This is a genomic window from Streptomyces sp. NPDC048496 (assembly GCF_043200055.1).
Taxonomy (GTDB): Bacteria; Actinomycetota; Actinomycetes; order Streptomycetales; family Streptomycetaceae; genus Streptomyces.
In genome coordinates this window covers 103830-124030 of sequence record NZ_JBICXB010000015.1, presented here as the reverse complement: position 1 = coordinate 124030, position 20201 = coordinate 103830, and the positions used below count along the sequence as shown (strand labels likewise).

Below are 20201 nucleotides of genomic sequence, written 5' to 3'. Positions count from 1 at the left end.
TCTGGCGTTGACTTTTGGCACGCTGTTGAGTTCTCAAGGAACGGACGCTTCCTTTGTACTCACCCTCTCGGGCTTTCCTCCGGGCTTTCCCTTCGATCTTGCGTTTCCGACTCTATCAGACTCTTTCGTGTCCGATTCCCGGTCGAAGCGGGCCCTCTGTGAAGCAGAAGATTTGTTGCTGCGCTTTCCAGTTCTACGCTTTCGCGTTTCCCTTTCCGGCGAGTCCGACTCTATCAGGCCTTTTCCTTTTCCTTGACCAGCTGTCTGCAGGCATGCAGGTGCCGAATCCGGTTAAGGTCTGGGCTTGATATTCGCTGCAGACCCCCGACTCAACGTCGTGTTGGGGCCAGGCAGGAGTACGACAGTACAGGCCGCAGGTAGTCGAGGCAAATCGTTTCCGGAGCACCCCTAGGTCCGCGAAGCCGCAGGACTCGGGCAGAACCAGGACTTCTTATGACTTACGCTGCTGAACAGTACGCCGTCCCCTACAGGCCGCGGCGGCGCCGAGCGAAGCTTCACCCTGGGAGGCTCCCCATGACCACTGTGACGTCCCCTGTTGCCGGACGCGCCATCGGACTCGCGGCGGCACCCGACCCGGTCTTCTCCGGCGCGATGGTGGGGCCCGGAACTGCCATTGATCCTGTGCGCGAGCCGTCGGAGGCCGTTTCGCCGGTGGACGGAATCCTTGTCTCTCTGCACCCGCACGCGTTCGTCGTCGTGGACGAGCATGGGCACGGGGTGCTGACCCACCTGGGCATCGACACCGTGCAGCTCAATGGCGAGGGCTTCGAGCTGCTCGTCAACAAGGGCGACACCGTCACGCGCGGTCAGGACATCGTGCGCTGGAACCCGGTCGCGGTGGAAGAGGCCGGCAAGTCCCCGATCTGCCCGATCGTGGCGCTGGAGGCCACCGTCGAGTCGCTCTCCGACGTCCGTGGGGACGGGGATGTGAAGGTCGGCGACGTGCTGTTCGGTTGGCAGTGACGCACTCGGCGCGGTAACAGGCAGTCGGTACACATGGCGGTGGCGCGGGATCGCCGCACTATCGGAGACGGTGAAATGGAGACAACGCTGCGAGGCGTCGGCGTGAGCCACGGTGTGGCGATCGGCGAGGTTCGGCACATGGGTACGGCTGTGCTGGAGCCGCCGGCCAAACAGATCCCGGCGGAGGAGGCCGAGCGCGAGCAGGGACGTGCTCACCAGGCTGTGGACGCTGTTGCGGCCGACCTGAATGCGCGCGGCAATCTGGCCGGCGGCGAGGCGCAGGCCGTGCTCGAGGCACAGGCCCTGATGGCGCAGGACCCCGAGCTGATGGCCGATGTGGACCGGCGGATCGCCGTCGGGAGCAGTGCCGAGCGTGCGGTGTACGACGCCTTCGCCGCGTATCGGGCTCTGCTCGCCGCTGCCGGGGAGTACCTGGCGGGGCGGGTCGCGGACCTCGACGACGTGCGCAACCGGATCGTGGCGCGGTTGCTCGGTGTGCCGATGCCGGGTGTACCGGACAGCGACGAGCCGTACGTACTGATCGCACGGGACCTGGCGCCTGCCGATACTGCGCTGCTCGACCCGACGCTGGTGCTCGGCTTCGTCACCGAGGAGGGCGGACCGACCAGTCACAGTGCGATTCTCGCGCGGGCGCTCGGGGTGCCGGCCGTAGTGGCTCTCCCCGGGGCCTGTGAGCTGGCCGAGGGCACCGTGATCGCGGTGGACGGCAGCACCGGCGAGATCTTCGTCGAGCCGAGCGACGAGAAGCGTGCCGAGATGGAGAGCGCTGCGGCGGCGCGCAAGGCTGCGCTGTCCTCGTGGACCGGTCCGGGTGCGACGTCCGATGGTCACAAGGTGCCGCTGCTCGCCAATGTGGGCGGGCCCGGCGATGTGCCGACGGCGGTGGAGGCAGGTGCCGAGGGTGTGGGGCTGTTCCGTACGGAGTTCCTGTTCCTGGACGACAGCAAGCAGGTGCCGTCCGAGGAGAAGCAGGTCGCGGCGTACCGGGCGGTGCTGGAGGCGTTCCCCGAGGGGCGTGTCGTGGTGCGGGTGCTGGATGCCGGCGCGGACAAGCCGCTCGACTTCCTGACGCCCGCGGACGAGCCGAACCCGGCGCTGGGTGTGCGGGGGCTCCGCACTCTGCTGGAACACCCGGAGGTGTTGCGGAGCCAGCTGACCTCGCTGGCGAAGGCCGCCGAGGGGCTTCCCGTCCATCTGGAGGTCATGGCGCCCATGGTGGCGGACCGCACGGATGCGAAGGCGTTCGCCGACGCGTGCCGGGCGGCCGGGCTGCCGGCGAAGTTCGGCGCGATGGTGGAGATTCCGTCCGCCGCTCTCCGGGCCCGCTCGATCCTGCAGGAGGTGGAGTTCCTGTCGCTGGGCACCAATGACCTGGCGCAGTACACCTTCGCCGCCGACCGTCAGGTGGGTGCGGTGTCACGGCTGCAGGATCCGTGGCAGCCCGCGCTGCTGGACCTCGTGGCACTGTCGGCCGATGCGGCCAAGGCCGAGGGCAAGAGCTGCGGTGTCTGTGGTGAGGCCGCCGCCGATCCGCTGCTCGCCTGCGTGCTGACCGGCCTGGGTGTCACCTCCCTGTCGATGGGCGCCGCGTCCATTCCTTATGTCCGGGCCACGCTGGCGAAGCACACGCTCGCGCAGTGCGAGCGTGCCGCTGCTGCCGCGCGCGCCGCGGATTCCGCCGATGAGGCGCGGCTGGCGGCTCAGACGGTGCTGTCGGGCGAGTAGGTCCGCGCAGCCGGTCGTGAAGGGGCTCCCCGCCACAGGCGGGGAGCCCCTTCTTCTGTCAGTGGTGGGTCTCCGGTGCGTCGGCACCGATGTCGAAGCCGGCGCAGTACTCCACGCCCGACTCCGGCGAGACCGGGTCTCCGGTGTCCGCGTCGGTGCAGTAGGCGCTGAAGACCTCTCCGGCGGTGAGCGGCACGAGGCTGCCGCGGGTCAGTCGCCAGCCGTGGACCCGGTCCGGGGTGCCGGGGTTGCTCGTACGCAGGACGAGTCCTCCGTGGCTTTCGAGGGCGACACCGACGGCGAGGACGGTGACGAACTCTGCTCCTTCTCCGGATTCGATTCGGGCCGGCCCCGTCGCGTCGCGCTCGGTGTGGAGGACGGCGAGCAGCTGCTCGTTCTCCGTGGGGGTGCTGCAGACGAGGTGGTGGGTGCCCGGGCCCGCCGTTTCCAGGGTGCGCATCAGGAGGTGGGAGGCCCGGTCGAAGGCGGCGCGGCCGATGTCCTGGCCGCAGTCGGCGCATTCACCGAGGTCGGCCAGTAGCACCGTGGCGTACTCCCAGGTGGCCTGGCGGACCGCTCGGGAGACGAGGAGCGGGATCAGGGTGTCGATGGGTTGTCCGGTGTAGGCGACGGTGGCTCCGGCAGCCGCGACTTCGGCGGTGAAACGGCTGCGGCTGGCCGGGGCGTCGGGCGCGAGCCCGGATTCCGCGCAGTATTCCGCGTACTCCTCGGGGTCGAAGAGGGCGATCGTGGTGTGCATGCCCTGGGCCGCGAGGATTTTCAGCAGGCCCTCGACCTGCTGCAGATAGATGGTGTGGTCGTCGAAGGTGAACGTGCGGTAGCGCCGCATGGCCGCGAAGTCCTGCTCGTCGGCCAGGAGGCCGATGGTGCTCGGTGCTTCGCGGCGCAGCGTGCGTCGCATGGACGTGGTGTTCCTGGTCTTCCTGGTGTGCGCCATGACTCCCCCAGTGCGCTGCAGAACATTGCTCACTCAGAGTAATCACGGGCACTGACAGTGCGGACCGTCAGTGGCGCTTGCGGGCCAGGTCCTCGTAGAAGTGGAGCAGTTCGAGGTTGTCGATCGAGCCGGGGTTGACGGCCTTGGCCAGCTCCGTTCCCTGGAGGAGGCGCTTGACCGGAACCTCGATGCGCTTGCCGGTGAGGGTGTGCGGAATGCCGGGTACCTCGATGACCTCGTCCGGGACGTGGCGCGGCGAGAGGTTGTCGCGGATGGTCTGCTTGATCCGGTCGCGCAGGCCGTCGTCGAGGGCGGAACCGTCGGCGAGGTGGACGAAGAGCGGCATCCAGTACCCCCCGTCGGACTCCTCGAGGCCGATGACCAGGGATTCGCGGATCTCGGGGAGGCGTTCGACCGCTTCGTAGATGTCGGCCGATCCCATCCGTACCCCCTGTCGGTTGAGGGTGGAGTCGGAGCGGCCGTGGATGATGACCGAGCCATGGTCGGTGAGGGTGATCCAGTCGCCGTGGCGCCAGACGCCGGGGTACATCTCGAAGTAGCTGTCGCGGTAGCGGCTGCCGTCCGGGTCGTTCCAGAAGTGGACGGGCATGGAGGGCAGCGGGTTGGTGACGACCAGTTCGCCGACCTCGCCGATGAGCGGTTTGCCTGCAGGGTCCCATGACTGGAGGTCCGTACCGAGGCAGGGTGCCTGGAGCTCGCCGATGTGTACGGGCAGGGTGGGGACCGCGCCGGCGAAGCAGCTGCAGACGTCCGTGCCGCCGCTGACGGAGGCGATCCAGAGGTTGTCCACGACCTCGTCGTGGAGCCAGCGGAAGCCGTCGGGCGGGAGCGGGGACCCGGTGGTGGCCACGCACTGGATGCGTGAGAGGTCGAAGTCGCGGCCCGGGTGGAGGTCGGCCTTGCGGCACGCCATGACGTAGGCGGCGGAGGTACCGAAGAAGGTGGCGCCGGTCTGTTCGGCGACGCGCCACTGGGCGCTGACGTCCGGGTAGCCGGGGCTTCCGTCGTACAGCACGACTGTGGTGCCGGTGAGCAGGCCGGAGACGAGGAAGTTCCACATCATCCAGCCGGTGGAGGTGTACCAGAAGAAGCGGTCGTCGGGCCCGAGGTCGCAGTGCAGTCCGAGCTGCTTGAAGTGCTCGATGAGGATGCCGCCCTGGGACTGGACGATCGCCTTGGGGAGCCCGGTGGTGCCGGAGGAGTACAGCACCCACAGTGGGTGGTCGAAGGGAACCTGCTCGAAGACGGGTTCGGTGTCCGCGGAGGTGAGTGCGGACCATTCGAGGGCGCCTTCGGGGGCGGCGGTGCCCAGCAGCGGGATGTGGACGACGGCGCGCAGGGTGGGGAGTTCGCGGCGCAGTTCGGCGACCGTCTCGGAGCGGTCGTGTTCCTTGCCGCCGTACCGGTAACCGTCGACGGTGAAGAGGACGACGGGTTCGACCTGCTGGAACCGGTCGAGGACGCTTCGGGCACCGAAATCCGGGGCGCACGAGGTCCAGACGCCGCCGACGGCCGCGGTGGCGAGCAGCGCGACCACCGACTGCGGAATGTTGGGGAGGTAGCCGCTGACGCGGTCGCCGGGACGGACCCCCAGGGCCCGGAGTTCGGCCGCGAGGGAGCCGACCTGACGACGGAGTTCGGACCAGCTGACGGGGACCTGGGTGTGGGTCTCGTCGACATGGAGGAGGGCTGGTGCGTCGGCGCGCAGGGGGTCCTCGGCGGTGCGCAGGGCGTGTTCCGCGTAGTTGAGGGTGGCGCCGGGGAACCACTGGGCGCCGGGCATGGTGCGGTCGCCGATGACGGTCTCGTACGGGGTGGAGAACCGGATGTCGAACCAGTCGGCGACGGCCTGCCAGAAGGTGTCCAGTTCGTCGACGGACCAGCGGTGCAGCTCTGGGTAGCCGCCTCCGGCCGGTGCTCCGTACCGCTCGGCCGCCCAGCTCTGGAAGCGGGTGACCGCCGCGGCGGCGATGCGCTCGGGGGCAGGCTGCCAGAGGGGGGCGTCGTTCGCTGCTGAGGTCATGGGGCGGCTCCCTGGCTGTACGGGTACGCGGGGTGGGCGTGGTTCGCGCGCACACGTGCTGGGGTGTGCGCGTGAGGCGGCTGTCACGGACGATGCCATGTGATCGTCTTCCGCACCAGGGTTCCCCGCCCATGGTTGTCTGTCCGGCTATGTGGCCCGGCCACGGGTGAACGGAAGTTGAACGGAGCCCGCTGCCGCCTCGTCGGGTGGCAGGGTGATCTGCATGAACGGTCGTGACCTGGTGCGCTTGGTGAAGTTGGTGGGTTCGGTGCGGGGGCTGCGCACGGTGCGCTCGGCCTGGCGGCGGCAGCGCGCGGATGCGCGGGCGCTGCCGCCCCGTGGTGCGGAGCGGGCGAGGGTGCCGGGTCTGCTGGTGGGGGCGGAGCCCGGGCCCGGTGGTGGTGTGGTCAGGTTCGCCCGTTCGGAGCTGGGTATCCGGGTTTCGGCGGGCGGTGCGGTGTTCTGGGCGTGGGACGGGGCGGAGCCGCTGCCGTCGTACGCGTTGTCCGGTCCGGTGCCGGAGCCGGATCCGCGTGCCGTGCTGGAGCCGGACAAGGACGGCGGCTGGCAGGTGGTGTCGGAGCGGCTGACCGTGGTGGTGTCGCGGCACGGGGCGGTGGAACTGCGCACGCCCGGCGGTGTGGTTCTCCGGCGGGAGCTGCCGCCGCGGTGGTGGGAGCCGGTGGCGGGGGGTTCCGCCCGGTGGGTGCAGCGGTCCGAGCTGCCGGCGGACGCCCGGTTCTTCGGGCTGGGCGGGCGGGGGGCGGGGCCGCGGCTGCGGGACGGTTCGTACGCGCTGTGGAACACCGATCCGGGCGGGCGCTTCGGGCCCGGTGACGATCCGCTGTATCTGACGATGCCGGTGCAGATGGTGGTCTCGGACGCGGGGACGCATCTGGCGTTCCACGACAACACCTGGGCGGGGCGGGTGACGCTCAGCGAGGGCGAGGAGGGCGCGGGGTCCGGGCATGACCGTCCGGGGATGTGCGAGGTGCGGATGGACGGGGGTCCGCTGCGCTGCTGGGTGGTGGCGGGCACGCCGGCCCGGGTGCTTCAGGGCTGGACGGCTCTGACGGGTGGGCCGGCGCTGCCGCCGTCCTGGGCGCTGGGTCCGCAGCACTCCCGGTGGGGGTTCGGGAGTGAGCGGGAGGTGCGGCGGGTGGTCGCCGGGTACCGGGAGCGGGGGCTGCCGCTGTCCGTGCTGCATCTGGACATCGACCATTACGACGGCCATCGGGTGTTCACCGTCGACCGTGAGCGGTTCCCCGATCTGGCGGGGCTGGCGAAGGAACTGCGGGAGGAGGACGGGGTGCGGCTGGTGTCGATCGTCGATCCGGCGGTGAAGGCGGAGCCGGGGAACGCGGTGTTCGATGCCGGTTCGGCGGTCGGAAGCGCCGGGGCGTTCGTGCGGGACGCGCGGGGGCGGGCGGTGCGCGGGGAGGTGTGGCCCGGGGAGTGCGTGTACCCGGACTTCACCGATCCGCGGGTGCGGGAGTGGTGGGGTGGTCTGTACGAGGAGCGGTTGGCGCAGGGGTTCTCCGGGGTGTGGCACGACATGAACGAGCCGGTGTCGTTCACGGCATTCGGTGAGCCGACGCTGCCGCGGTCGGCGCGGCACTGTCTGGAGGGCCTCGGGGGTGATCACCGGGAGGCCCACAATGTGTACGGGCTGGCGATGGCGCAGGCCGGGTACGAGGGGCTCCGCCGACTGCGTCCGAACGAGCGGCCGTTCCTGTTCTCGCGTTCCGGCTGGGCGGGGATGCAGCGGTACGGGGGCACCTGGTCCGGTGATGTGGAGTCGGGCTGGCCGGGCTTGCGTGCCTCGCTGGCGCTGGTGCTGGGGCTCGGCCTGTGCGGGGTGCCGTATTCGGGTCCTGATGTCGGGGGGTTCGACGGGTCACCGTCCCCCGAGCTGTATCTGCGGTGGTTCCAGCTGGGTGCCTTTCTGCCGTTGTTCCGTACGCACTCGGCGATCGACGCGGGGCGACGGGAGCCGTGGGAGTTCGGGCCGGAGGTGCTGCAGCACGCAAGGGCGGCGCTGGAGGAGCGGGAGCGGCTGCGTCCGTACTTTGTGACGCTGGCTCAGCTGGCCCGGCTGACGGGTGCGCCGTATGTGCGGCCGCTGTGGTGGGGGGAGCCCGGGGACCGGGCGCTGCGGGACTGCGAGGACGCGTTTCTGCTCGGCGACGCGCTGCTGGTGGCGCCGGTGCTGCAGCTGGGCACGGATCGGCGGGCGGTGCGGCTGCCGCGGGGGCGGTGGTACGACACGATGACCGGCGAGGTGTACGAGGGGCCGGGGCAGGTCCTGATCGATGCGCCGTTGTCGCGGATACCGGTGCTGGCGCGGGCGGGCGCGGTGATTCCGGTGCGGAGCGCGGACGGGGGGCTGGAACTGGAGGTGTGGGCTCCGGCTCCTGGGCGTACCGGGGGCGGACTGGTGGTCCAGGACGCGGGTGACGGATGGGAGCAGGCGAAGGTCGAGCGGTACACGTCGCGGCTGTCGGGCGGGCAGGTCGTGGTGGAACGGGACGGTGAGGAGGGTGAGGTGACCTGCCCGGTGCGGGTGCGTGGAGTGTGATGCCGTCAGCGGTAGCGGTAGCGTCCTTCGAACCAGGCGCGGGCAGCCCGGGTGTGCAGGGGGAAGGCCAGTTCGGCGGGGGCCCTGAGCAGGCTGTGGCCGGCTGTCTCGTCGGTGGGGACGGACGGCGGGAGCTCGGCGGCCGGGCGTTGCGGGAGGAGGCCGAAGAGGAGCAGGTGGCCGTCCGGGGCGCTGAGGGCGTCGGCGAGGCGGACGTCCTGCTGGTCGGCCTCGATGCCGGTCTCCTCGCGGAGTTCACGGACGACGGCGTGTTGCCAGTCCTCGCCGTGGTCGATGAAGCCGCCGGGCAGGGCGAGGCCGCCGAGCCGGGGCTCGATGGTGCGGGTGATGACGACGAGCGCGGTGCCCTGCCGGTCGGTGACGGGTAGCAGGGCGATGGCGACCGGGAGGGGGTTGCGGTAGGCGATGTCGCCGCAGGCAGTGCAGGTGCGCGGCCAGGTCGCGGATCCCGGCGAGGGGTACGGCGCTCCGCAGCTGCCGCAGTGGGAGTCCTTCATCGGTTGCTCCACCTGTTTCCTCCGCTCGGTTTCCTTTTCGGGCGTGGACACGCGCGGACTGTATCCGATCGTGCTTCCGGGACCCCCATGATTCATGGATGATGCGCTCATGACAGGTATCGCTTTTGCTTTCCGTGTCCTGGCAGCCACTGCCGCCACCCTGCTTGCCGTCACCGCCGCCACCCCCGCGGCGCAGGCGAAGACCGAGCCGAAGGCGCCCGAGGAGTTCGTCGCACTGCGTTCGGTGGACCCCACGATCATCCAGGAGATGCGTTATCCCACCGGCCACAACTTCCTGGGCGAGCCGGTCGACGGGTACCGGCAGCCGCTCTGCATCCTGACCCGGCCCACGGCCCAGGCCCTGCACCGGGCACAGACGCGGCTGCTGCGCCAGGGTTACTCGCTGAAGGTCTACGACTGCTACCGGCCGCAACGGGCCGTCGATCACTTCGTACGCTGGGCCGAGGATCTCGACGACGAGGCGATAAAGGGCGAGTTCTACCCCCGGGTCGACAAGACGCGACTGTTCGCGGACGGCTACATCGCCGAGAAGTCCGGACACAGCCGCGGCAGCACGGTGGACCTGACGCTGGTGAGGCTGCCCGCCGCGCCGACGAGGCCGTACCGGCCGGGCGAGCAGCTGATGCCCTGTTACGCGCCGCAGGCCGAGCGGTTCCCGGACAACTCGGTCGACATGGGCACGGGATTCGACTGCTTCGACACGCTGTCACACACCGACGACCCGCGGATCCAGGGTGTGCAGCGAGCCAACCGGCAGTTCCTGAAGACCACGCTCACGGATGCCGGCTTCGTGAATCTGGCCGAGGAGTGGTGGCACTACACCTTCAAGCCGGAGCTGTTCCCGGACACCTACTTCGACTTCCCGGTGGCCCGGCGGTCCGTCGCAGGGCACTGAGACCGACCGGCAATTGGGGGGTGGGTGAAGGAGCGGGGCTGGGGTGCGTGCATCGCAAGGCGGAGGATTGAGCCAGATGGGGTCTCCCCTGCTCGAGCGAAGCCGAGAGCTTGGGGAAGGAGCCGTGGTGATTGACGACAACGCCGCGAGGTGCGTGCCCCAGCCCCGTGACGCCGCCCCCAATTGCCGGTCGGTCTGAAGCCCGCGGCAGCGCGGTGGGACGACGAATGGCCGGGACCACCCCCGTGGGTTCCGGCCATTCGTCCTTCCTCTCGGACGCGGACCGGCCGTATCCGGTTGCGCTCCCAGCCATTACGGTGCCCGTATGTCACAGCAGACGTTCCATTCGTACGAGGAGTTCTGGCCCTACTACGTGGCGATGCACTCCAGGGCGGCGACCCGATGGGTCCATCTGACGGGAACCCTGACCGGGCTCGCGGTCACCGCCTACGGCCTGGCCCGTGGCCGGAAGCGGTATGCGGTGGCGCTGCCCCTGATCGGATATGGCGCAGCCTGGCCCGCGCACTTCCTGATCGAGAAGAACAATCCGGCCACCTTCGGGCACCCCGCGTGGTCGCTGCGTGGCGATGTGCAGATGATCCGGATGATGCTGGCGGGGCGCGACGGAGAGCTGGCGGAGACCGCTGCCAAGTGGCTCGCCGAGAACCGCTGACCGTGGCACACTTCTGACGTTCCGTCAGATCCAGTGCCGGGGAGGGGTTTTGTCGCACACGCGCACACCCGTGGTGGCCGGGTGGTTCACCGAGGACAGCACCGAGGGGGGCTTCCGGCTGCTGGGCACCCGGTGTTCGGCCTGCTCGTCGGTCTTCTTCCCGCGCCAGGACGCGTTCTGCCGCAATCCGGGCTGCGCGGGCGGTGAGCTGGTCGAGACGCCGCTCTCCAAGCGGGGCACCGTCTGGTCGTACACCGACGGCCGCTACCGGCCCCCCGCCCCGTACGTCTCCGACCCGGACGTGCCCTGGGAGCCGTACACCCTGGTCGCGGTCGAGCTCGCGGCCGAGCGCATGGTGGTCCTCGGGCAGGCAGCGCCGGGGGTGGGCGTCGGGGACCTCGCGGTCGGAATGACCGTCGAGGTGGTTCCGGGGGCGCTGGACGGCGACGCGCCGGACGGTGAGGACACCGCGTGGACCACCTGGCACTGGCGGCCCGTGACCACCGAAGGTGCGGTCCCGGACGGTGCGGCATGACCGGGGATGTGGCCGTCCTCGGGGCCGGGATGTATCCGTGGGGCAAGTGGGGGCGCAGTTTCGTCGAGTACGGCACGGTGGCCGCCCGGGCCGCGCTCGGCGATGCGGGGATCGGCTGGCAGGACGTCCAGTCGGTCGTCGGCGCGAACACGGTGCGCGGCGGCTATCCGGGCCATGTGGCCGGCGCGACCTTCGCGCAAGCGCTCGGCTGGCAGGGCGCCCGGGTCACCAGTGTGTACGCGGCCTGCGCGTCCGGTGCCCAGGCCATCAACACGGCCAGGGCACAGATCCTGGCGGGTATGGCGGACGTGGCGCTCGTGGTGGGTGCCGATGCGGCACCCAAGGGGTTCTTCGCCCCGGCGGGCGGCGACCGGCCCGACGACCTCGACTGGCTGCGCTTCCGGATGCTCGGGGCGACCAACCCCGCGTACTTCGCGCTGTACGCCCGCCGCCGCATGGCGGTGTACGGGGACACCCCGGAGGACTTCGCGCTGGTCAAGGTGAAGAACGCGGCCGCCGGCGCGCTGAACCGTAACGCCCGCTACCGGGCCCCGGTGACCGCCGAGCAGGTCGCCGCCTCCGCCGTGGTCGCCGACCCGCTGCGGCTGCTCGACATCTGCGCGACTTCCGACGGGGCGGCGGCCGTCGTTCTGTCGAGCATGGAGTTCGCACGTCGGCACGGCGCGGCCGACCCGGTCCGTATCCGCGCCGTCGCCACGGTGACGCCCACCTACCCGAAGACCGTGCTCGACCTTCCGGACATCGCGACCGATTCGGCGGTCGCGGTGGAACCCGCTCCGGAGAGCTTCCGTGCCTCGATCGCCCGGGCGGCGTACGAGGAGGCGGGCATCGGTCCTGGCGAACTGTCCCTCGCCGAGGTGTACGACCTCTCCACCGCCCTGGAGCTGGAGTGGTACGAGGACATCGGGCTGTGCGCGACGGGAGAGGGTGCCAAGCTCGTACGCGAGGGGGCGACAGCGCTCGGCGGCCGCATCCCGGTCAATCCGAGCGGCGGGCTCGCTTCGTTCGGCGAAGCGGTACCGGCACAGGCCATCGCCCAGGTCTGCGAGCTGACGTGGCAGCTGCGCGGCAGCGCGGCGGAGCGACAGGTTCCGGGGGCGCGCGCCGGAATCACCGCCAATCAGGGGCTGTTCGGGCACGGATCGGCGGTCGTCGCGGTCCGCTGAGATCTCCCGGATTCCTCCGCAGCGCGTGGAAGCGTCCAGTCCATGCGTCGTGAACTGGGTTTGTTGTCAGCATTCTTGACGGTCGATCAGCACCGGTGAACACTCCTTGCTCAGTCGCTGCCGCCACTCTTGCTCTACGGCAGTCCGACATGGTCACCACGCTCGTCACGGACAGCCGGGCAGGGCAACGAACCTCCCTGCTCTCGGCCTCCGTAGCCATGGAAGCGACCGGCGAGACCCGCCGGACAACCCCTAGGAGCGCCATGAGCAATGGAGACATTTTCGTCGGGGAAGTCATCGGTACGGCGATCCTCATCCTGTTCGGCGCAGGTGTGTGCGCGGCCGTCACCCTCCACCACTCCAAGGCGAGAGCCGCGGGATGGGTGGTGATCGCCTTCGGCTGGGGCTTCGGTGTGCTGGCCGGTGCGTACACCGCGGCCCCGCTGTCCGGCGGGCATCTCAATCCGGCGGTCACGGTCGGCATCGCCGTCGACACCGGGAAGTGGGACAAGGTCCCCCTCTACATCCTGGGACAGATGGTGGGCGCGATCATCGGTGCGCTGCTGGCCTGGCTCACGTACTACGCGCAGTTCCGCGCCAACGCGGACGAGAAGACCGCCGTGCCGACGCTGGGGATCTTCTCGACCGCTCCGGAGATCCGCAGTCCGGTGGCAAACCTCGGCACCGAGATCATTGCGACAACCGGCCTGGTGCTGCCGATCCTGGCCTTCGGGAAGAACACCGCGATCGGGATCGGGCCGGTGGCGGGGGCAGGGGCTGGTGTCTACGGCTCCGGAATCTCCGTACTCCTGGTGTCCCTGCTGGTGGTGGGCATCGGACTGTCGCTCGGCGGACCCACCGGGTACGCGATCAATCCGGCCCGTGACCTCGGTCCACGGCTGGTGCACGCACTGCTGCCGATACCGAACAAGGGAACCTCCGAATGGAGTTACTCCTGGATCCCGGTGGTGGGACCGCTGGTGGGCGGACTCCTGGCGGGTGTCATCTTCCATGCCGCCTTCTAGTGCCCCTCCCGGCACTGGCCGTCCAGGTTCCGGTCATCCAGGTTCTGCCACTTCGGCTTCTCGACCTTGCGACAAGGGGACGTCATGACGGGCAGGTTTGTCGCCGCCATCGATCAGGGCACCACATCAAGCCGCTGCATCATCTTCGATCAGGACGGCGCGATTGTCGCCGTCGACCAGCGCGAGCACCGCCAGATCTTCCCGAAACCCGGCTGGGTGGAGCACAATGCCACCGAGATCTGGACCACGGTCCAGGCCGTGGTGGCGGGAGCGCTCGCCCATGCCGGGCTGCGGGCAGAGCAGCTCAGCGCGCTCGGCATCACCAACCAGCGCGAGACGACCGTGCTCTGGGACCGGGCGACCGGGCAGCCCGTGCACAACGCCATCGTCTGGCAGGACACCCGTACGGCCGCCCTCTGCCACGAACTCGGCGGCGCGGACGGTCAGGACCGCTTCCGGGACATCACCGGGCTTCCACTGGCCAGTTACTTCTCCGGCCCCAAGGCCGCCTGGCTGCTGGACCACGTACCGGGCCTGCGGGGCCGCGCCGAGCGGGGCGAGATCGCCTTCGGCACCATGGACTCCTGGCTGATCTGGAATCTCACCGGCGGCACGGATGGCGGTGTCCATGTCACGGACGTGACCAATGCGTCGCGCACGATGCTGATGAATCTGGAGACGCTGGAGTGGGATCCGTCGATCCTCACGGCGATGAACGTCCCGGCGGCAGTGCTTCCGGAGATCCGGTCGTCGGCGGAGGTGTACGGGACGGCGGTCGGCGCACTCGCCGGGGTGCCCGTGGCCTCCGCGCTCGGCGACCAGCAGGCGGCGGTCTTCGGACAGGCCTGTTACGACCCGGGTACCGCCAAGAACACGTACGGCACCGGGAGTTTCCTGCTCCTCAACACCGGGAACAGGCCCATGCCGTCGAAGAGCGGGCTGATCACCACGCTCGGCTACAAGATCGGCGACCAGGCCCCCGTCTACTGCCTGGAGGGCTCGATCGCGATCACCGGGGCGCTGGTCCAGTGGTTCCGCGACCAGCTCGGGATCATCCGGAGCGCCGAGGAGATCGAGACGCTGGCGGCAAGCGTCGACGACAACGGCGGGGCGTACGTCGTCCCTGCCTTCTCCGGGCTGTTCGCCCCCTACTGGCGTTCGGACGCCCGGGGGGTCATCACCGGGCTCACCGGTTACGTCACCAAGGCGCATCTGGCCCGCGCCGTTCTGGAGGCGACCAGCTGGCAGACGCGTGAGGTCGTCGACGCGATGTACCAGGACTCGGGGGTGCCGATCACGACGCTCAAGGTGGACGGCGGGATGACGGCGAACCGGCTGCTCATGCAGCACCAGGCGGATGTCCTTGGGGTTCCGGTGATCCGACCGAAGATCTCCGAGACGACGTGCCTGGGCGCGGCGTACGCGGCGGGGCTTGCGACCGGGGTGTGGTCGGGGCTCGACGAGCTCAAGACGCACTGGCAGCGCGATGTGGAGTGGGAACCGCGCATGGAGCCGGAGATCCGTGAGCGCGAGTACGACAACTGGCGCAAGGCCGTGGAGCGGAGCCTGGGCTGGGAGGAGGATACCGCCAGCAGGTAGAGGCTCCGCACACCGGCCCGTTCGCGGTCCCGGAGGCGGTTCCGGACATGGGCCCGTGCCCGGTCCCGGAGTACGCGGTTCCCTGCGCGGTCCCGCATCCGGTGGCCCCACGACGCGCGGCCCGTACCCCGGTCGGCGGGGGTACGGGCCGCGTTCCACCGCTGTGCTCAGGTGGTGGCCGGCTCGCGGAACCGCTCCGTGCGGGCGAGTGCGTGCTCGACGACCGCCACCAGCACGTCCCGTGCCGAGGACCGGTCGCGCGCATCACACATGAGCACCGGTACCTCGGGGTCGAGGTCCAGCGCCGCCTGCACCGTCTCCGTCGGGAACCGGTCGGCTCCCTCGAAGCAGTTGACCGCGACGGTGAACGGGATCGCGCGCTGCTCGAAGTAGTCGACGGCCGCGAAGCAGTCCTCCAGACGCCGGGTGTCGGCGAGGACGACCGCGCCCAGGGCTCCCTGGGCCAGTTCGTCCCAGAGGAACCAGAACCGGTCCTGCCCCGGTGTGCCGAAGAGATACAGCACCAGATCCTCGCGGAGCGTGATCCGCCCGAAGTCCATGGCCACCGTGGTGGTGGTCTTGGACTCGACTCCGGCCGTGTCGTCCACCGGGCGGCCGGCCTCGCTCAGCCGCTCCTCCGTCCGCAGTGGTCTGATCTCGCTGACCGCACCCACCAGCGTCGTCTTGCCCACGCCGAAGCCGCCCGCCACCAGGATTTTCAAGGTAACCGGCTCCACGGGCCGCCTGCTGCGGCTAGAGCGCCCGAAGGCCATTGATCACCTCGCGAAGAATGTTCACGTCCGGCAGCTCGGCCGGCGGAACGGGACGGGTCACATGCACCAGCTCGTCCTCGACGAGATCGCCGACCAGCACCCGGACCACCCCGACAGGGAGATCCAGACCGGACGCCAGCTCGGCGATCGACTGGGGCATGGTGCTGCAGAGTTCGACGATCTCCACGTGTTCCGGGGAGAGCGTCTGGTCCCGGCCGGGGTCGTCGGCCGCCGGTTCGGGGACGACGATCGCGATCAGGTCGAGGCGGTGGCGGGACGCGCTGCTGGTACGGCCCCGAGTCATCGCGTACGGACGGACCACCGGCCCCGCGTCGGCGTCGTACCAGCGTGACGACTGCGGGTCGGTGGGAGCGGCCGGGGATCCGGGGGGTGTGCCCCGGAACGAGTCAGCGCTCATGCCGGCCCCTCACCCTCCGGCGGCCGGACCGGGCGTCCGTGGGGCGTTGGCCAGGTGTGCCCCCACACGCTTGACCATCAGCGTCATCTCGTACGCCACCTGCCCCACGTCGGAGTCCGAGTCGGCCAGCACGGCCAGACAGCTGCCGTCACCGGCGGCCGTGACGAAGAGGAACGCCTCGTCGAGTTCGACGACGGTCTGACGGACACGGCCCGCGTCGAAGTGGCGCCCGACGCCCTTGGCGAGGCTGTGGAATCCGGAGGCGACGGCCGCCAGATGCTCACTGTCCTCCCGGGTCAGATCCTTGGACGTGCCGGTGGCGAGGCCGTCGCTGGAGAGCACCAGAGCCTCGCGGATGCTGCCGACACGCTCGACGAGTTCGTCGAGCAGCCAGTCGAGTTCGCCGGATCCCTGGCGTGTGGCGTTGGATGCTGCGGCATTCGGTGCGGTCATCGACCGTCCCCTCCCGGAGTGGTTCCTTGAGCTGTCTCACCGGGCCCGGTCGCTTCCTCGGCGTTCTGCCGACGGCCGCGCTGCCAGCCTCTTTGCATCGATGCCATTCGACTGCGTACCTCGTCCGCGTCCCGCTCGATGCCCTCGGCCGGTTCCGTTCGGGCCGGCTCGGCAGCACGTCCGCCGGATGTTTCGCGGAGCTGCGGGGCGAGGTTGGCCTGCCGGATCCGGCGGGGCAGTCCGCCCACGGTTCCCGGGTGCGAAGGGGGTGTGGTCGGTGGCGTCGCTTCAGGGGGTGCCGACGCGGGTGCGGCGGGCTCGGGGGATGTCCGGAAGCCGGTGGGCTGCCGGGGTTCGGTGGGCCGCCGGGTGGCGGCGGAGACCCAGGCGTCGCTGGTGGACTGCCCGGGGGCATAGGAGGAACGCCCGTTGTCGTACGAGGACGCGCCGGCGTCCCTTCCGGTGTCCGTCGGTTCCTGGTCGGTGGTCGTCGGGTGCGCGCGGACGGCCTCGTCGACGCGGCGGCCCCGGTCGGTGACGAGCGTCGGTGGCTTGCGGCGGGGCAGCGGAACCGGGCCGCCGGGGCGCATCGCCCGGACATCGGCCGTGGGTCCGGAGATCCGGCCGGACGCCTGCTGGTGCTGTTCGCGGTCGGCGTCACGACGGAGGTGGCGGGCGCGGAAGATGCCACCGCGTTCGCTCTCGGTGTCTTCGATGTCGGACACTCCGTCGAGAACCGGATCGAGTACGGAACCGAGCACGGGATCCGACATGAAGCCGAGTGCGTCGACCGGCCCTTCGAGTTCGACCGGTCCGTCCAGGACGGTCGGGTCCGCGAGCCCGCTGGAGACCGGAGCGAGTACGCCGGGTCTGGCCTCCCCCACGCGATCGGCTGTCCGCCGGTCCGCTACGCCGTCCCTGCGGTTCTTGTCGCTGCGCGACGCCTCCTTGCCGGTCCTGCCGCTGCCGATCGCCCTCTCGGCCCGCCGGTCGAGGCGGAATCCCGAGCCGTGCGTATCGACGGCATCGGTGAGCAGGGCCGCCGGAATGAAGACGACGGCGGTGGTGCCTCCGTACGGAGAGGTCTGCAGGGAAACCCGGACGTTCTGCCGCTGAGCCAGTCGGCTCACCACGAAGAGGCCGAGCCGGTCGGTGTCGGAGAGCTCGAACTCCGGCGTCTCGGCGAGCCGCAGATTGGCGTCCAGGAGGACCTCGGGCCGCATGCCGAGGCCACGGTCGTGGATCTCGAGGGTGAAGCCGTTGGCGACGCGTTCGCCGTGCACCTGGACCGCGGTGTGCGGGGGCGAGAACACGGTGGCGTTCTCCAGGAGTTCGGCGATCAGGTGGGTGAGGTCGGCGACGGCCGGCCCGCCCACGCCGAGGCGCGGCAGCCGGCGGACCTCGATGCGCTCGTAGTCCTCGACCTCGGCGACGGCCGCGCGCACCACGTCCATCAGCTGGATCGGCTTGCGCCACTGCCGGGACGGCGCGGCGCCGGAGAGGATCACGAGGCCCTCGGCGTGCCGCCTCATGCGGGTGGTGAGGTGGTCCAGGCGGAAGAGATCCGCGAGTTCGTCGGTGTTCTCGGTCCGGCGCTCCATGGCGTCCAGCAGCGTCAACTGGCGGTGCAGCAGCACCTGGTTGCGGCGGGCGAGGTTGACGAATACCTCGGAGACGCCGCGGCGCATGTCGGCCTGCTTGACCGCGGCCTCGACGGCCGCTCGTTGCAACGTGTTGAGTGCCTGGCCGACCTGGCCGATCTCGTCCTTCTCGTACCTCAGCTGCGGGGCCTCGGTCTCGACGTCGACGTGCTCGCCCGCGGCAAGGCGGCGCATCACGCTCGGCAGCCGTACGCCGGAGACCTCGTGGGCGTCCTTGCGGAGCCGGGAGAGGTCGCGGACGAGCTCACGGCCGATGCGTACGGAGACGAAGACGGAGACGAGCAGGGCGAGGAAGCCGAGGACACCCGCGACACCGGCCTTGATCAGAACGCTGTATCCGGCGGGCCTGCCACGGTCGTGGAAGCGGTTGTTCATCTCGGTCGAGTCGTTGGCCAGCCGGTCCAGGACCGGCGGAGCCACTTCCTGCCAGCGTTCGGCGTCGACCGCGCGGGGGTCGTCGGTGGGGCCCGCGGCGACAATCTTGTTCTCCGCGGTGCGCAGCGGCTCGCTCTCCGGGCTCGCCCAGTACTGCTCCACCCGCCGTCGCTCCGCCGCCGGGAGCGCCTCGCTGTTGATCTCGACGAGCAGCTTGCGGTTCGCGACGAGGTCGGAGATCTGCCGGAGTTCAGGGGCGTCGAGCCGGCCGGCGACGAGTGCCGAGGCGACCAGTGCGTCCTCCCGGGACAGCAGTTCGCGGGCCCGTGAGACGCCGACCAGAGCGCGAAGCTGCTTGTCCAGCGACACGTCTTCCATGGTGTGGAGACCGGTCAGGAAGCGGTAGCAGGGGTCGATGAGACCGTTGTAGAAATCCAGTGCCTGATTACGGTTGATGGTGCGCTTCTCGACCGAGTCGCGGAGCGCGCCGAGACCTTCGACGGCGCTGATGATCGAATTGAGCTGCGCTTCGGCGTCGGTGCTCAGGGCGTCGCGCATGCTCTTCTGCTGTGCGCTCTTCTTGACGTCCGCCACGACGCGGTCGGTGGCGGCACGTTGGCGGCGCAGCAGGGGAAGGGCGTCGGAGGCGCGGGGGTCCGCGAGGAAGACGAGGGTCTGCCGGCGCTCGTTCTGGACCACCCGGACGGCGTCCTCCAGCGGGTGGCCGACCTTCTCCACGATCGTGCTCGCACCCATCAACTGATTGGCCTCGCGGCCGGTCAGGTAGGTGGCGAAGCCCCAGAGGATGGTGAGGGAGACGAGCGGCACCAGCAGCAACGCCACGATCTTCCTGCGGATGGACTTTCCGCGAAAGCGCATGGCCTCCCCCAGCTCAGCCCCTCGTGCGCGGGCGGTGTTCCGTCAATAAACGGCGCGAGCCTACTACTGCCTCACAGACAACTCGAAGGCATGTCCGGACGATTTTCAGCCGGACTGGCAGGCGCTGGGCGTGAGTTGTCTTGGTATTCCGGGAGATGAAGTTCGCGAAAGCGGCAGAAGAGACCCGTCAGAGCGCCGCATTCCCCCACATGGCAGTTGGCTGGAACTCTTCGTTCCGTGATGGATCGAGGGAATCTTCATGACGATTCACTCGTCTGTCTGTACGAGCGTCGGCACGGGGTAGGGGATTACGGAGAGGGCGTACGGCAGGGCGATCCGGTCCGCCTGTATAGAAATGGCGCATGCCGGGCAACAACCCTGAAGTCGGACAGCGGTGGGGAGTGGAAAGTCCTTGGACACGGAAGAGCGTCGAAGCACCGGGGCGCCGGCGGAGGGCGGGACACGGATCCCGCGGCAGCCGCTGTGGGTGGAGGAGCCTGCGGTACGGCGACGTATGCCGGATCCGGTGCGTACGTCGGCCGTGCGCGCCGTGCTCATCATGTCGCTGACGATCATCCAGGCCATGGTGGCGTTCCTGGCCACACTGACGGGCTCGTGGCTGGCCTTCCCGATGGTGCTGAGCAGCGTGGGGAGCACGGTGGTCGCCACCTGGTCGGTGCTGGACGTGTGGGTGACCCGCCAGGTCTGGAATCAGCGCCATGGCGTGGTGTCCATGCCCAGCAGCTCGGCACGGCAGCTGCGCCGGGAGCGGCGTGCGGCCCGTCGGTCGGCGAGGGCCGCGGACCGGGAGGCGGCTCGGATACGCCGCCGGGGCACGGGCAGCCTGTCGCGGGCTTGACTGGTGCCGTGACCGGCAAT

18 protein-coding genes are annotated in these 20201 nt (G+C 69.9%); 11 read left to right on the top strand and 7 right to left on the bottom strand.

Annotated elements, in window-relative coordinates; all coding sequences use genetic code 11:
• The 3 genes from ACGFSA_RS17160 to ptsP all read left to right on the top strand — a co-directional run.
• Positions 1-256: hypothetical protein (locus ACGFSA_RS17160; RefSeq protein WP_393304939.1), on the top strand; the 256-nt coding region annotated here is incomplete at its 5' end.
• 278 nt (positions 257-534) lie between these two features.
• Complete coding sequence (locus ACGFSA_RS17155; protein ID WP_393304937.1) at positions 535-984, top strand: PTS glucose transporter subunit IIA; 450 nt, start codon at positions 535-537, stop codon at positions 982-984.
• A 75-nt stretch (positions 985-1059) separates the two neighbouring features.
• Complete coding sequence (ptsP, locus tag ACGFSA_RS17150) at positions 1060-2730, top strand: phosphoenolpyruvate--protein phosphotransferase (RefSeq protein ID WP_393304935.1); 1671 nt, start codon at positions 1060-1062, stop codon at positions 2728-2730.
• 58 nt (positions 2731-2788) lie between these two features.
• Here ptsP and ACGFSA_RS17145 read toward each other — a convergent pair whose 3' ends face one another.
• Complete coding sequence (locus ACGFSA_RS17145) at positions 2789-3688, bottom strand: hypothetical protein (protein ID WP_393304933.1); 900 nt, start codon at positions 3686-3688, stop codon at positions 2789-2791.
• 67 nt (positions 3689-3755) lie between these two features.
• Entirely contained in the window at positions 3756-5732 is a 1977-nt protein-coding gene (locus tag ACGFSA_RS17140) for an acetoacetate--CoA ligase (protein WP_393304931.1), read from the bottom strand.
• Positions 5733-5955: 223 nt separating this feature from the next.
• Between ACGFSA_RS17140 and ACGFSA_RS17135 the strand changes: the two genes are divergently transcribed.
• The gene (locus ACGFSA_RS17135) at positions 5956-8310 is read left to right on the top strand and encodes a glycoside hydrolase family 31 protein (RefSeq protein WP_393304929.1); all 2355 of its coding nucleotides are present in this window, start codon (positions 5956-5958) and stop codon (positions 8308-8310) included.
• A 5-nt stretch (positions 8311-8315) separates the two neighbouring features.
• Here ACGFSA_RS17135 and ACGFSA_RS17130 read toward each other — a convergent pair whose 3' ends face one another.
• Complete coding sequence (locus ACGFSA_RS17130; RefSeq protein ID WP_366695900.1) at positions 8316-8828, bottom strand: NUDIX domain-containing protein; 513 nt, start codon at positions 8826-8828, stop codon at positions 8316-8318.
• Positions 8829-8937: 109 nt separating this feature from the next.
• Here ACGFSA_RS17130 and ACGFSA_RS17125 point away from each other — a divergent pair, with 109 nt between their 5' ends.
• From ACGFSA_RS17125 to glpK, 6 genes are all read left to right on the top strand, one after another.
• Positions 8938-9744, top strand: a complete 807-nt coding sequence (locus tag ACGFSA_RS17125) for a M15 family metallopeptidase (RefSeq protein WP_393304927.1) — start codon at positions 8938-8940, stop codon at positions 9742-9744.
• A gap of 325 nt (positions 9745-10069) precedes the next feature.
• Positions 10070-10417, top strand: a complete 348-nt coding sequence (locus ACGFSA_RS17120; protein WP_393304925.1) for an Mpo1-like protein — start codon at positions 10070-10072, stop codon at positions 10415-10417.
• A 49-nt stretch (positions 10418-10466) separates the two neighbouring features.
• Positions 10467-10952, top strand: a complete 486-nt coding sequence (locus ACGFSA_RS17115; protein WP_393304923.1) for a Zn-ribbon domain-containing OB-fold protein — start codon at positions 10467-10469, stop codon at positions 10950-10952.
• Complete coding sequence (locus tag ACGFSA_RS17110) at positions 10949-12139, top strand: lipid-transfer protein (protein WP_393304921.1); 1191 nt, start codon at positions 10949-10951, stop codon at positions 12137-12139. Before ACGFSA_RS17115 ends, ACGFSA_RS17110 begins: the two co-directional genes overlap by 4 nt.
• Positions 12140-12402: 263 nt before the next feature.
• Complete coding sequence (locus ACGFSA_RS17105; RefSeq protein WP_393304919.1) at positions 12403-13164, top strand: MIP/aquaporin family protein; 762 nt, start codon at positions 12403-12405, stop codon at positions 13162-13164.
• Positions 13165-13248: 84 nt separating this feature from the next.
• On the top strand, positions 13249-14763 hold the full coding sequence (gene glpK, locus ACGFSA_RS17100) for a glycerol kinase GlpK (protein ID WP_393304917.1): 1515 nt from the start codon (positions 13249-13251) through the stop codon (positions 14761-14763).
• A 167-nt stretch (positions 14764-14930) separates the two neighbouring features.
• On the opposite strand, the gene ACGFSA_RS17095 is transcribed toward glpK, so the two are convergent.
• From ACGFSA_RS17095 to ACGFSA_RS17080, 4 genes are read right to left on the bottom strand one after another with little or no spacing between them, the layout of a single operon-like run.
• On the bottom strand, positions 14931-15536 hold the full coding sequence (locus tag ACGFSA_RS17095) for an ATP/GTP-binding protein (RefSeq protein WP_393304915.1): 606 nt from the start codon (positions 15534-15536) through the stop codon (positions 14931-14933).
• Entirely contained in the window at positions 15517-15954 is a 438-nt protein-coding gene (locus ACGFSA_RS17090) for a DUF742 domain-containing protein (protein ID WP_393304913.1), read from the bottom strand. The genes ACGFSA_RS17095 and ACGFSA_RS17090 overlap by 20 nt, the downstream gene beginning before the upstream one ends.
• Before the next feature lie 9 nt (positions 15955-15963).
• On the bottom strand, positions 15964-16407 hold the full coding sequence (locus tag ACGFSA_RS17085) for a roadblock/LC7 domain-containing protein (protein ID WP_393304911.1): 444 nt from the start codon (positions 16405-16407) through the stop codon (positions 15964-15966).
• A complete protein-coding gene (locus ACGFSA_RS17080) occupies positions 16404-19322 on the bottom strand; it encodes a nitrate- and nitrite sensing domain-containing protein (RefSeq protein ID WP_393304909.1) in 2919 nt (972 codons plus the stop codon). Before ACGFSA_RS17080 ends, ACGFSA_RS17085 begins: the two co-directional genes overlap by 4 nt.
• A 412-nt stretch (positions 19323-19734) precedes the next feature.
• Between ACGFSA_RS17080 and ACGFSA_RS17075 the strand changes: the two genes are divergently transcribed.
• Positions 19735-20181 (top strand): hypothetical protein, encoded by a 447-nt coding sequence (locus ACGFSA_RS17075; RefSeq protein WP_393304907.1) that lies wholly within the window; start codon positions 19735-19737, stop codon positions 20179-20181.
• Positions 20182-20201: the final 20 nt, after the last annotated feature.